The organism is Streptomyces sp. NPDC056128, from assembly GCF_042263835.1.
Lineage (GTDB): Bacteria > Actinomycetota > Actinomycetes > Streptomycetales > Streptomycetaceae > Streptomyces.
In genome coordinates this window covers 17726-30907 of record NZ_JBHJVQ010000045.1, presented here as the reverse complement: position 1 = coordinate 30907, position 13182 = coordinate 17726, and the positions used below count along the sequence as shown (strand labels likewise).

Below are 13182 nucleotides of genomic sequence, written 5' to 3'. Positions count from 1 at the left end.
CCAGCGATGTTCCGCCGTACGTTCTGGTTCGGCACCGGCATGGCCGCCGGTGTCTGGGCCACCACCAAGGTCAACCGGAAGCTCAAGCAGCTGACCCCCGACAGTCTGGCCGCGACCGCGGCCAACAAGGCGCTCGACGCGGGCACCCGGCTCAAGGACCGCGCGGTCGGCTTCGCCCTCGACGTCCGCGACAACATGGCCCAGCGGGAGGCCGAACTGGACGACGCGCTCGGGCTGAACGCCCCCGTCGACCGCGAACTCCCCGCACCCCGGCGCCACAACGCCATCGAGAACCGCGACAACCCGACGTATGTCGACAGGACGACGTACTCGTACAACCGGAATGAGGACCACTGATGGAGTCGGCCGAGATTCGTCGCCGCTGGTTGAGCTTCTTCGAGGAGCGCGGTCACACCGTGGTCCCTTCGGCGTCGCTCATCGCGGACGACCCGACTCTGCTGCTGGTCCCGGCCGGCATGGTGCCGTTCAAGCCCTACTTCCTGGGTGAGGTCAAGCCGCCCTTCGACCGCGCCACGAGCGTGCAGAAGTGCGTGCGCACGCCCGACATCGAAGAGGTCGGCAAGACCACGCGCCACGGCACGTTCTTCCAGATGTGCGGCAACTTCTCGTTCGGCGACTACTTCAAGGAAGGCGCCATCAAGTACGCCTGGGAGCTGCTCACCAGCCCCCAGGACAAGGGCGGCTACGGCCTCGACCCCGAGCGCCTGTGGATCACCGTCTACAAGGACGACGACGAGGCCGAGCGCATCTGGCACGACGTCGTGGGCGTGCCCGCCGAGCGCATCCAGCGCCTCGGCAAGAAGGACAACTACTGGTCCATGGGCGTCCCCGGCCCCTGCGGCCCCTGCTCCGAGATCAACTACGACCGCGGCCCCGAGTTCGGCGTCGAGGGCGGCCCCGCCGTCAACGACGAGCGGTACGTGGAGATCTGGAACCTCGTCTTCATGCAGTACGAGCGGGGCGAGGGGATCGGCAAGGAGGAGTTCGAGATCCTCGGCGAGCTGCCGAGCAAGAACATCGACACGGGTCTCGGCCTGGAGCGCCTCGCCATGATTCTGCAGGGCGTGCAGAACATGTACGAGATCGACACCTCCATGGCGGTCATCAACAAGGCCACCGAACTGACCGGCGTGGCCTACGGCGACGCCCACGACTCGGACGTCTCCCTGCGCGTGGTCACCGACCACATGCGCACCTCCGTGATGCTCATCGGCGACGGCGTCACCCCCGGCAACGAGGGCCGCGGCTACGTGCTGCGCCGCATCATGCGCCGCGCCATCCGCAACATGCGGCTGCTCGGCGCCACCGGCCCGGTCGTCAAGGACCTGATCGACGTCGTGATCGCCATGATGGGGCAGCAGTACCCCGAGCTGATCACCGACCGGGAGCGGATCGAGAAGGTCGCGCTCGCCGAGGAGAACGCCTTCCTCAAGACGCTGAAGGCCGGCACCAACATCCTCGACACCGCCGTGAGCGACACCAAGGCCGGCGGCGGCACGGTGCTCGCCGGCGACAAGGCCTTCCTGCTCCACGACACCTGGGGCTTCCCGATCGACCTCACCCTGGAGATGGCCGCCGAGCAGGGCCTCTCCGTGGACGAGGACGGCTTCCGCCGCCTGATGAAGGAGCAGCGGGAGCGCGCCAAGGCGGACGCCCAGGCCAAGAAGACCGGGCACGCCGGCGCCGGCGCCTACCGCGCGATCGCCGACCAGGCCGGAGCCACCGACTTCGTCGGCTACAGCCACACCGAGAGCGAGTCCACGATCGTCGGCATCCTCGTCGACGGCGCCTCCTCCCCGGCCGCCACCGAGGGCGACGAGGTCGAGATCGTGCTGGACCGCACCCCGTTCTACGCGGAGGGCGGCGGCCAGATCGGCGACACCGGCCGGATCCGCGTCGACACCGGCGCCGTGATCGAGGTCCGGGACTGCCAGAAGCCGGTCCCGGGCGTGTACGTCCACAAGGGCGTCGTCCAGGTCGGCGAGGTCACCGTCGGTGCCAAGGCCCACGCCTCCATCGACGACCGGCGCCGCCACGCCATCGCCCGCGCCCACTCGGCCACCCACCTCACGCACCAGGCCCTGCGCGACGCCCTCGGCCCCACGGCCGCCCAGGCCGGTTCCGAGAACCAGCCCGGCCGCTTCCGCTTCGACTTCGGCTCGCCCTCCGCCGTGCCGACGGCCGTGATGACCGACGTCGAGCAGAAGATCAACGAGGTGCTCTCGCGCGACCTCGACGTGCAGGCCGAGGTCATGGGCATCGACGAGGCCAAGAAGCAGGGCGCCATCGCCGAGTTCGGCGAGAAGTACGGCGAGCGCGTGCGGGTCGTCACCATCGGCGACTTCTCCAAGGAGCTGTGCGGCGGCACCCACGTGCACAACACCGCGCAGCTCGGCCTGGTCAAGCTGCTCGGCGAGTCGTCCATCGGCTCGGGCGTGCGCCGCATCGAGGCCCTGGTCGGCGTGGACGCCTACAACTTCCTCGCCCGTGAGCACACGGTCGTCGCCCAGCTCCAGGAGCTGATCAAGGGCCGTCCGGAGGAGCTGCCGGAGAAGGTCTCCGCGATGCTCGGCAAGCTCAAGGACGCCGAGAAGGAGATCGAGAAGTTCCGCGCGGAGAAGGTCCTCCAGGCCGCCGCCGGACTCGCCGGGTCCGCCAAGGACGTGCGCGGCGTGGCCCTGGTGACCGGGCAGGTCCCGGACGGCACCACCGCCGACGACCTGCGCAAGCTGGTCCTCGACGTGCGCGGCCGCATCCAGGGCGGCCGGGCCGCCGTCGTGGCCCTGTTCACCACGGTCAACGGCAAGCCCCTGACGGTCATCGCCACCAACGACGCCGCCCGCGAGCGCGGCCTCAAGGCGGGCGACCTGGTGCGCACCGCCGCCAAGACCCTCGGCGGCGGCGGTGGCGGCAAGCCGGACGTCGCCCAGGGCGGCGGCCAGAACCCGGCCGCCATCGGCGACGCCGTGGACGCCGTGGAGCGCCTCGTGGCGGACACCGCCAAGTGAACGGTCCGGAGCACCCTCAGGCGGGGGACCAGGCGGAGGGCCCGGCCATGCGCCGCGGCCGCCGCCTGGCCGTCGACGTCGGGGACGCCCGGATCGGGGTCGCCTCCTGCGACCCCGACGGGATCCTCGCCACGCCGGTGGAGACCGTCCCAGGACGCGACGTCCCCGCCGCGCACCGCAGGCTCAGGCTGCTGGTGGAGGAGTACGAGCCGATCGAGGTCGTCGTCGGGCTCCCGCGCTCCCTCAAAGGGGGCGAGGGCCCGGCCGCGGCCAAGGTGCGGCGCTTCGCGCAGGAGCTGGCCCGGGGCATCGCGCCGGTGCCGGTCAGGCTCGTCGACGAGCGCATGACCACGGTGACCGCCACCCAGGGGCTGCGCGCCTCGGGCGTGAAGTCCAAGAAGGGCCGGTCCGTCATCGACCAGGCAGCCGCTGTGATCATCCTCCAGCAGGCACTGGAATCCGAACGGGTGTCAGGCAGGCCACCCGGCGAGGGCGTCGAAGTGGTCATCTGATCGCGATACGGTAACGTTCCGCGCGATGCGGAGGCATTCGAACAGCCACCGCACAGCAAGAGGCGGAACGGAAGCAGGCCCTCCCTCACAGGCCCCGCCCCCCGTCCCCTCGCGGCTCTAGGGGATCGATGACTGACTATGGCCGGGGCCCAGGCTCCGAACCGTGGCATCCGGAGGACCCGTTGTACGGGGACGGCGGATGGGGAGGACAGCAGGCCCACGCGGGCGGGCAGTCCCCCTACGGCGGCCAGCCACAGTATCCGGAGCAGCAGCATGCCCAGCAGCAGTACGGCGACTGGAGCGACGGCGGCGGCCAGTCCGCGTACGGCAACCAGCCGCAGTACGACGAGTACGGGCGGCAGCACCCCGAGCCGCGGTACGACCAGTACGGTCAGCCGCAGTACGACCAGCGGCAGTATGACCAGCAGCAGTACGAACAGCAGTACGGCCAGCAGTACGCGCCCCAGGCGCACCCCCAGCAGGGTTACGACAACGGCAACTGGGACACCGGCGCGCATCCCCACGCGCAGTACCCCGCCGACCCGTCGGACCCCTACGGCCGGCAGCCCGCCGGTTACCCCGCCGAACAGCCCGACTTCTACGGCACCCCGGAGGCGTACCCGCCGCCGGAGCCGCCCGGCCGCCGGCGCACCGAGCCCGAGCCGCAGCGCACCGACTGGGATCCCGGACCCGACGAGGGCGAACACGCGTTCTTCGCCGGCCGGGACGCCGACAGCGACGACGACCCGGCGGACGACGGCCGCGACGACCGCAGGGGCCGTGGTGGCAAGCCGAAGAAACGTCGCAGCGGATGTGCCTGCCTGGTGGTCTGCCTGGTGCTGGGCGGCGGTGTGGCGGGCGTCGGCTATTTCGGCTACCAGTTCTACCAGGACCGTTTCGGCGCCGCCCCGAACTTCGCGGGCGACGGCAACGGCGAGGAAGTCACCGTCACCATCCCCAAGGGCGCCGGCGGCTCCACGATCGGCCAGGAGCTGAAGAAGCAGGGCGTGGTGAAGAGCGTCGACGCCTTCATCGCCGCCCAGCAGAGCAACCCCCGGGGCAAGAGCATCCAGGACGGCGTGTACACGCTGCAGAAGGAGATGTCCGCCGAGAGCGCGGTCGAACTCCTGCTCAGCCCCGGCAGCCGCAGCAACCTGATCATCGCCGAGGGCAGGCGCAACGTCGACGTCTACAAGCTGATCGACAAGCGCCTCGGAGTGAAGGAAGGCACCACCGCCAAGGTCGCCAAGACCGAGTCGGGCAGCCTGGGCCTGCCCGACTGGGCGCGGAACCACAAGAACGTCAAGGACCCCCTGGAGGGCTTCCTCTACCCGTCCAGTTACTCGGCGGCCAAGGGCCAGAAGCCCGAGGACGTGCTGAAGCAGATGGTGTCCCGGGCCAGCGAGCAGTACCAGCGGATCGGCCTGGAGGAGAAGGCGGAGGGCCTGGGCCTCAAGGGTCCGTGGGAGCTGCTCACGGTCGCGAGCCTCTTGCAGGCGGAGGGCAAGACCCACGACGACTTCCGCAAGATGTCCGAGGTCATCTACAACCGGCTCAAGCCCACCAACACCGAGACGAACCAGAAGCTCCAGTTCGACTCGTCCTTCAACTACCTCAAGGGCCAGAGCAACATCAACATCAGCGAGTCCGAGATCAACAGCAACACGGACCCGTACAACACCTACACCAACAAGGGCCTGCCGCCCGGACCCATCGGCAACCCCGGCGAAGAGGCCCTGCAAGCCGCCCTGAACCCCACGAACGACGGCTGGATCTACTTCGTGGCCACGGACGGCGTGGCCAAGACCGAGTTCGCCAAGACGCACGACGAGTTCTTGAAGCTGAAGGAAAAGTTCGATGCCAGCTCCGGCAACTGACCGTCGCCGGGCCGCCGTTCTCGGCTCCCCGATCGCCCACTCGCTCTCCCCGGTACTGCACCGCACCGCCTACGCGGAGCTGGGGCTCGCGGACTGGACGTACGAGAGCTTCGACGTCGACGAGGCGGCGCTGCCCGGCTTCCTCGAGGAGCTGGGGCCCGAGTGGGCGGGGCTGTCGCTGACGATGCCGCTCAAGCGGGCGGTGATCCCGCTGCTCGACGGCATCAGCGAGACGGCGGCCTCCGTGGACGCGGTCAACACCGTCGTCCTCACCGAGGACGGCCGCAGGACCGGCGACAACACCGACATCCCCGGCATGGTCGCCGCCCTGCGCGAACACAGCATCGAGAAGGTCGAGACCGCGGCGGTCCTGGGCGCCGGCGCCACCGCGTCCTCCGCGCTCGCCGCACTGGCCCGGATCTGCACCGGCGAGATCACCGTCTACGTCCGCAGCGCGGCGCGCGCCGCCGAGATGCGCGGCTGGGCGGAACGCCTCGACGTCGGTGTGCGCATCGCGGACTGGGCGGACGCCGAGGAGGCGCTGCGCGCCCCGCTGGTCGTGGCCACCACCCCGGCCGGCACCACCGACGCCCTCGCCGCGGCCGTCCCCGAGATGCCGGCCACCCTCTTCGACGTGCTCTACGACCCCTGGCCCACCGCCCTGGCCGCCCGCTGGTCGGTGTCCGGCGGCGCCGTCGTCAGCGGCCTCGACCTGCTCGTCCACCAGGCGGTCCTCCAGGTGGAGCGGATGACGGGCCGCGCTCCCGCCCCCCTCGTCGCCATGCGAAAAGCGGGAGAACGCGCGCTCGCGGACCGTTAAGATCCGTCCGGTTCCGCAGGGGGCGGAACGGGAGGGGAAGAACGAACCATGGACACCGGTGTGCCGCTGGCCTCCGTCAAGACCCAGATCTTCGACGCCGTACTGGGCTTCCTGCCCGACTGGGTGCAGATCACGGTGCTCGCGCTGATCGTGCTCGCCGTCGTCGCGAGCTGGGTGATCAAGCTGAAGCGCAGGATCGACCGGCGCCGCGCGCCGCTCGCCGGGCCCCCCGTCGCCGCGCCGGCGCCGTACGCCCAGGGCAGCGGCGCCGATTACCTCGGGCCGTACGCGCCGCCGCAGCAGCGGGAGAGCGGCGCCGACTTCCTCGGCGCCGACTTCCTCGGCTCCTACGCCCCGGCGCGGGGGCAGGGGGACGGCCCCGCCTGACCGGCCCCCCGTCCGGTCCATGGACCGGCGGGCGGCCCGGACCGCCGGACGTGGGAGGATCGAAGGTGGCGGACCGGGGCCGCGCACCCGGTCGAGCCGTCGCCGTACGCGGAGAAGGCGCGTACGCAGGCATACCGGGGCGCGAGCACTGAGGAGCACCGTTGAGCAGGTTGCGCTGGCTGACCGCGGGGGAGTCCCACGGTCCCGCACTCGTCGCGACGCTGGAGGGACTGCCCGCCGGCGTGCCGATCACCACGGACATGGTGGCGGACCATCTGGCGAGGCGGCGGCTCGGCTATGGACGCGGTGCCCGGATGAAGTTCGAGCGCGACGAGGTCACCTTCCTCGGCGGCGTCCGGCACGGCCTGACGATGGGTTCCCCGGTCGCCGTGATGGTGGGCAACACCGAGTGGCCCAAGTGGGAGCAGGTCATGGCGGCCGACCCGGTGGACCCGGAGGTGCTGGCCGGCCTGGCGCGCAACGCCCCGCTGACCCGGCCCCGCCCCGGCCACGCCGACCTCGCGGGCATGCAGAAGTACGGCTTCGACGAGGCCCGCCCGATCCTGGAGCGTGCCTCCGCGCGGGAGACGGCCGCCCGCGTGGCGCTCGGCGCCGTGGCGCGGTCGTACCTCAAGGAGACGACCGGCGTCGAGATCGTCAGCCACGTCGTCGAACTGGCCGCGGCGAAGGCGCCCCACGGCGTGTACCCGACGCCGGCCGACGTCGAGAAGCTGGACGCCGACCCGGTGCGCTGCCTGGACGCGGACGCCTCGAAGGCGATGGTCGCCGAGATCGACCAGGCCCACAAGGACGGCGACACCCTCGGCGGCGTCGTCGAGATCCTCGCCTACGGCGTGCCGGTGGGCCTCGGCTCCCACGTCCACTGGGACCGCAAGCTCGACGCACGGCTCGCGGGCGCGCTCATGGGCATCCAGGCGATCAAGGGCGTCGAGATCGGCGACGGCTTCGAGCTGGCCCGTGTGCCCGGCTCGCAGGCCCACGACGAGATCGTGAACACGCCCGAGGGCATCCGCCGCGTCTCCGGCCGCTCCGGCGGCACCGAGGGCGGCCTCACCACCGGTGAGCTGCTGCGGGTGCGTGCCGCGATGAAGCCGATCGCGACCGTGCCGCGCGCCCTGAAGACCGTGGACGTGACCACCGGCGAGGCCACGCAGGCGCACCACCAGCGCTCCGACGTGTCCGCCGTGCCGGCCGCCGGAATCGTCGCCGAGGCCATGGTGGCCCTCGTGCTCGCGGACGCCGTCGCGGAGAAGTTCGGCGGTGACTCGGTCACCGAGACCCGGCGCAACGTGACCTCGTACCTCGACGCCCTGGCCATCCGATGACCGGGGCCCCGCTGGTCGTCCTCGTCGGCCCGATGGGCGTGGGCAAGTCCACCGTCGGACAGCTGCTGGCCGAGCGGCTCGGCGTGGGCTACCGGGACACCGACGAGGACATCGTCTCCGTCCAGGGGCGGAGCATCGCCGAGATCTTCGTGGACGAGGGCGAGCCCGTCTTCCGGGAACTGGAGAAGAACGCCGTGCGTACGGCGCTCACCGGGCACGAGGGCGTGCTCGCCCTCGGCGGCGGCGCGATCCTGGACGCGGACACGCGTGCGCTGCTCGCCGGGCAGCGGGTCGTCTACCTCTCCATGGCCGTTGACGAGGCCGTCAAGCGGACCGGCCTGAACGCCGCGCGTCCGCTGCTGGCGGTCAACCCGCGCAAGCAGTGGCGCGAGCTGATGGAGGCCCGTCGGCACCTGTACGAGGAGGCGGCCACGGTCGTCGTGGCCACCGACGGCCGCACGCCCGAGGAAGTCACCCAAGCCGCTCTGGACGCACTGGAGTTGAAGGAAGCATGAGCGAGGCAGTCACCCGGATCCGGATCGACGGCAGCGCCGGGTCCGACCCATACGAGGTCCTGGTGGGCCGTCAGCTCCTCGGCGAGCTGGGCGGCCTGATCGGCGACCGCGCCAAGCGGGTCGCGGTGATCCACCCCGAGGCGCTCGCCGAGACCGGTGACGCCCTGCGCGCCGACCTCGCCGAGCAGGGCTACGAGGCGGTCGCCATCCAGGTGCCCAACGCCGAGGAGGCCAAGACCGCCGAGGTCGCCGCCTACTGCTGGAAGGCGCTCGGCCAGTCCGGCTTCACCCGCACCGATGTCATCATCGGGGTCGGCGGCGGAGCCAGCACCGACCTCGCCGGGTTCGTGGCCGCGACCTGGCTGCGCGGGGTCCGCTGGATCGCCGTCCCCACCACCGTGCTGGCCATGGTGGACGCGGCCGTCGGCGGCAAGACCGGCATCAACACCGCCGAGGGCAAGAACCTCGTCGGCTCCTTCCACCCGCCGGCCGGCGTCCTGTGCGACCTGGCCGCCCTGGACTCGCTGCCGGTCAACGACTACGTCTCCGGGCTGGCCGAGGTCATCAAGGCCGGCTTCATCGCCGACCCGGTGATCCTGGACCTGATCGAGTCCGACCCGCAGGCCGCGCGCACCCCGGCCGGACCGCACACCGCCGAGCTGATCGTGCGGTCCATCAAGGTCAAGGCCGAGGTCGTCTCCTCCGACCTGAAGGAGGCCGGCCTCCGGGAGATCCTCAACTACGGTCACACCCTCGGCCACGCCATCGAGAAGAACGAGCGCTACAAGTGGCGGCACGGCGCCGCCGTCGCGGTCGGCATGCACTTCGCCGCCGAACTGGGGCGCCTCGCGGGCCGCCTGGACGACGCCACCGCCGACCGGCACCGCACCATCCTCGAAGCGGTCGGCCTGCCGCTGCACTACCGCCACGACCAGTGGCCCAAGCTCGTCGAGAACATGAGGGTCGACAAGAAGTCGCGCGGCGACCTGCTCCGCTTCATCGTCCTGGACGGACTCGCCAAGCCCACCGTGCTGGAGGGCCCCGACCCCGCCGTCCTGCTCGCCGCCTACGGCGAGGTGGGCGAGTAGTACCCCGGTGCACCATCCGTCCGATTCGCCTCCCGCGACGGGCACTTGGTGCCGTCCCCGGCCGTTCACCAAAGGACGGCCGGGGGCGGTACCGTTCGGTAGCACGCGGGGCCCCCGTCCCGCTGTCAGCGCTCATCACCTGTACGAGACGGAGTGGCACCGGATGCAGCACCCCGTGGGTTCGCCGCTGCCGCCGCCCCACCAGCCGGGGCACGGACCCGCCGCCGGCTGGTCCCCGGCCGCACACCACCCGGGTCCGCACCAGGGGCCCGCCCCCGTGCCGCCGCCTCAGGCGCCGGAGTACCCGATGCGGGCCCCCGACCCCGCGGCCCCGCCGCGGACGGCGGCGCCGCAACCGGCCCCCGGCCCGGCACCGGGTGCGCACCAGCCGGCCCCCGCCCCACCCGTGCCGGACACCACCGGCCACGTACGGCTGCCGCCCGGCGGCCCCGTCGCCGTGCCCAGCGTGCCCCCCGCGATGGCCGCCGCACCCGACTCCACCACGACCACCCTGGCGGTACTGCTCATCGGTCCCGCCGGAGCCGGCAAGACCAGCGTCGCCAAGTACTGGGCGGACCACCGCCGGGTCCCCACCGCGCACATCAGCCTCGACGACGTCCGCGAATGGGTCCGCTCCGGCTTCGCCGACCCCCAGACCGGGTGGAACGAGCACTCGGAGGCGCAGTACCGCCTCGCCCGCCGCACCTGCGGCTTCTCCGCGCGCAACTTCCTCGCCAACGGCATCTCCTGCATCCTCGACGACGCGGTCTTCCCGGACCGCCCGGTCGTCGGCCTCGGCGGCTGGAAGCGGCACGTCGGACCCGGGCTGCTCCCGGTCGTCCTGCTGCCGGGCCTGGACATCGTCCTGGAACGCAACGCCGAACGCAGCGGCAACAGGCGCCTCACCGACGAGGAGGTCGCCCGCATCCACGGCCGCATGGCCGGCTGGTACGGCTCCGGCCTCCCCATCATCGACAACTCCCAACTCGACGTCCCCGAAACCGCCCAGGTCCTGAACGAGGTCCTCTCCCGCTCGATAGCGAGCCCCCCCAGCTGGTAGCGCCCCGAAGGGGCGCGGGGAACTGCGCGAGAAGCCCCACCGGACCGCAGCCGCCACACGACAGCAGCCCCACCCCCGTAGGCGCACCCCCGCATCCCCACTCGGCCTCTCCCAGGCGGCGCCCCCGCAGCGGAGCCCATACGCTCGGGGCATGTCAGAGGTGTACGCGGCCCGCCGGACGCGCCTACGGGAACGCTGCAACGCGGGCGGCAGCGCGGCGGCGCTCGTCTCCCGGCCCGCCAACGTGCGCTATCTCGCGGGCGCCGCCCCGCACGGCGCCGTGCTGCTCCTCGGCAAGACCGAGGACCTGCTGGTCTGCTCCGGACCGCCGGACGACCGGCCGGCCCAGGCCAGGCCCGACGAGTCGCTCCCGGTGCGGGCGCTGCCAGGACCCGGCGGCGACCCCGCCGTCGCGGCGACCGGCTTCGCCGCGACCCAGGGCGCCGAGTCCCTCGCCACCGAGGACCACCACCTCACCGTCGTCCGGCACCGCGCCATGCGCTCCGTCGCACCCGGGCTGCGCCTGACCGACCTGGGCCAGGCGGTCGAGCAGCTCCGGGTGGTCAAGGACGAGGAGGAGATCTCCTGCCTGCGCATCGGCGCCGAGATCGCCGACCAGGCCCTCGGCGAACTCCTCGAGTCCATCCTCGTCGGCCGCACCGAACGGCATCTCGCCCTGGAGCTGGAGCGCCGCCTGGTCGACCACGGCGCCGACGGCCCGGCCTTCCCCACCTCCGTGGGCACCGGCCCGAACTCCGGGCGCCGCGGCCACCGCCCCACCGACCGGCGCGTGGAGGAGGGCGACTTCCTCTCGGTCTGCCTGGGCGCGACCTACCGCGGCTACCGTTGCGAGATCGGGCGTACGTTCGTCATCGGCACCTCGCCGGCCGAGTGGCAGATCGAGCTGTACGACCTCGTCTTCTCCGCCCAGCGGGCCGGACGGGAGGCGCTCGCACCCGGTGCCGCCTGCCGTGACGTGGACCGCGCCGCCCGCCAGGCGCTGGACTCGGCGGGGTACGGTGAGCACCTCCCGGCGCTCACCGGTCACGGCGTCGGACTCGAAATCGACGAGGACCCGCAGTTGGCTCCTGCGGCCATGGGTAAACTGGACGCTTGTGTGCCGGTCACCGTCGAACCGGGGGTCCACCTCCCGGGCCGGGGCGGGGTCCGGATCGATGACACGCTCGTCGTGCGCCCCGAGGCGGACGGCGGACCCGAGCTACTCACCATCACGACCAAGGAGCTGCTCGCGCTCTAGCCTCGCGCTTGTGCGTACGCTCCGGGGTCGTCCACGTCAGTCCAGTCCAGGAGATTCCGCAACCGTGGCTTCCACGAACGACCTCAAGAACGGCATGGTGCTCAAGCTCGAAGGCGGCCAGCTCTGGTCCGTCGTCGAGTTCCAGCACGTCAAGCCCGGCAAGGGCCCGGCCTTCGTGCGCACCAAGCTCAAGAACGTGCTTTCCGGCAAGGTCGTCGACAAGACCTTCAACGCCGGCGTCAAGGTCGAGACGGCCACTGTCGACAAGCGTGACATGCAGTTCTCGTACATGGACGGCGACTACTTCGTCTTCATGGACATGGAGACCTACGACCAGCTGCACGTCGACCGCAAGGCCGTCGGCGACGCCGCCAACTTCCTGGTGGAGGGCTTCACCGCCACCGTCGCGCAGCACGAGGGCGAGGTGCTCTTCGTCGAGCTGCCCGCCGCCGTCGAGCTGACCATCCAGGAGACCGAGCCGGGCGTCCAGGGCGACCGCTCCACCGGCGGCACCAAGCCCGCCATCCTGGAGACCGGTCACCAGATCAACGTCCCGCTCTTCATCACCACCGGTGAGAAGATCAAGGTCGACACCCGCTCCAGCGACTACCTCGGCCGGGTGAACAGCTAACCGTGGCTGCTCGCAACACGGCCCGCAAGCGCGCCTTCCAGATCCTCTTCGAGGGCGATCAGCGCGGCGCCGACGTCCTGACGGTGCTCGCCGACTGGGTCCGGCACTCCCGGTCCGACACCCGGCAGCCGCCGGTGAGCGAGTACACGATGGAGCTGGTCGAGGGCTACGCCGGGCGCGCGCAGCGCATCGACGAGCTGATCGCCCAGTACTCGGTCGACTGGACGCTGGACCGGATGCCGGTCGTCGACCGCAACATCCTGCGCCTGGGCGCGTACGAGCTGCTGTGGGTCGACGAGACCCCGGACGCCGTCGTCCTGGACGAGATGGTGCAGCTGGCGAAGGAGTTCTCCACCGACGAGTCGCCCGCGTTCATCAACGGGCTGCTCGGCCGGCTGAAGGACCTGAAGCCGTCGCTGCGCCGTGACTCCGCAGGTGGCGCGTAGGACGCGGCGGTGCCGTAGGGGTGCGGTGGGAGGGCGGCTGCGGGTAGTCCGTGGCTGGTCGCGCAGTTCCCCGCGCCCCTGACGGCGTTGAGCGCCACGATGTGACAAAAACCGCCGGGGTGGGCGGACCCAAAGGGTTCCGGCCGGGCTGTTATAAACATCATAAGCAGCCCACGAAGTTTCCAGTGTATATATCGGTGGTCGCCGGATAAA

Annotated in this window: 13 protein-coding genes; all 13 read left to right on the top strand. The window is 71.5% G+C overall.

Features of this window, described 5'->3' with window-relative positions:
* Nucleotides 1–6: 6 nt before the first annotated feature.
* The 13 genes from ACFC1X_RS38620 (at nt 7) to nusB (ending at nt 12969) form a co-directional block, all read left to right on the top strand.
* Entirely contained in the window at nt 7–357 is a 351-nt protein-coding gene (locus tag ACFC1X_RS38620; protein ID WP_376363725.1) for a hypothetical protein, read from the top strand.
* Entirely contained in the window at nt 357–3029 is a 2673-nt protein-coding gene (gene alaS / locus ACFC1X_RS38615) for an alanine--tRNA ligase (RefSeq protein WP_376363722.1), read from the top strand. Before ACFC1X_RS38620 ends, alaS begins: the two co-directional genes overlap by 1 nt.
* Before the next feature lie 47 nt (nt 3030–3076).
* Nucleotides 3077–3541 carry a Holliday junction resolvase RuvX gene (gene ruvX / locus ACFC1X_RS38610; RefSeq protein WP_361647889.1) on the top strand — a complete coding sequence of 155 codons (465 nt, stop codon included), beginning with the start codon at nt 3077–3079 and terminating at the stop codon, nt 3539–3541.
* Between the two features lie 128 nt (nt 3542–3669).
* Nucleotides 3670–5418, top strand: coding sequence for an endolytic transglycosylase MltG (gene mltG, locus ACFC1X_RS38605; protein ID WP_376363719.1), 1749 nt, complete (start codon nt 3670–3672; stop codon nt 5416–5418).
* Entirely contained in the window at nt 5399–6238 is an 840-nt protein-coding gene (locus tag ACFC1X_RS38600) for a shikimate dehydrogenase (protein ID WP_376363717.1), read from the top strand. Before mltG ends, ACFC1X_RS38600 begins: the two co-directional genes overlap by 20 nt.
* 48 nt (nt 6239–6286) lie before the next feature.
* Nucleotides 6287–6625 (top strand): hypothetical protein, encoded by a 339-nt coding sequence (locus tag ACFC1X_RS38595; protein ID WP_376363715.1) that lies wholly within the window; start codon nt 6287–6289, stop codon nt 6623–6625.
* Between the two features lie 161 nt (nt 6626–6786).
* Nucleotides 6787–7971 carry a chorismate synthase gene (gene aroC, locus ACFC1X_RS38590; protein WP_376363712.1) on the top strand — a complete coding sequence of 395 codons (1185 nt, stop codon included), beginning with the start codon at nt 6787–6789 and terminating at the stop codon, nt 7969–7971.
* The gene (locus tag ACFC1X_RS38585; RefSeq protein ID WP_376363709.1) at nt 7968–8486 is read left to right on the top strand and encodes a shikimate kinase; all 519 of its coding nucleotides are present in this window, start codon (nt 7968–7970) and stop codon (nt 8484–8486) included. The genes aroC and ACFC1X_RS38585 overlap by 4 nt, the downstream gene beginning before the upstream one ends.
* The gene (gene aroB / locus ACFC1X_RS38580; RefSeq protein WP_376363706.1) at nt 8483–9574 is read left to right on the top strand and encodes a 3-dehydroquinate synthase; all 1092 of its coding nucleotides are present in this window, start codon (nt 8483–8485) and stop codon (nt 9572–9574) included. Before ACFC1X_RS38585 ends, aroB begins: the two co-directional genes overlap by 4 nt.
* Nucleotides 9575–9737: 163 nt before the next feature.
* A complete protein-coding gene (locus ACFC1X_RS38575; RefSeq protein ID WP_376363703.1) occupies nt 9738–10634 on the top strand; it encodes a Pro-rich N-terminal domain-containing protein in 897 nt (298 codons plus the stop codon).
* Between the two features lie 151 nt (nt 10635–10785).
* Nucleotides 10786–11892 carry an aminopeptidase P family protein gene (locus tag ACFC1X_RS38570; RefSeq protein WP_376363700.1) on the top strand — a complete coding sequence of 369 codons (1107 nt, stop codon included), beginning with the start codon at nt 10786–10788 and terminating at the stop codon, nt 11890–11892.
* A gap of 64 nt (nt 11893–11956) precedes the next feature.
* Nucleotides 11957–12523, top strand: coding sequence for an elongation factor P (gene efp, locus ACFC1X_RS38565; protein ID WP_055415926.1), 567 nt, complete (start codon nt 11957–11959; stop codon nt 12521–12523).
* A 2-nt stretch (nt 12524–12525) separates the two neighbouring features.
* Nucleotides 12526–12969: a transcription antitermination factor NusB gene (gene nusB / locus ACFC1X_RS38560; protein WP_376363697.1), complete on the top strand. Its 444-nt coding sequence runs from the start codon at nt 12526–12528 to the stop codon at nt 12967–12969.
* The last annotated feature ends 213 nt before the right edge of the window (nt 12970–13182 follow it).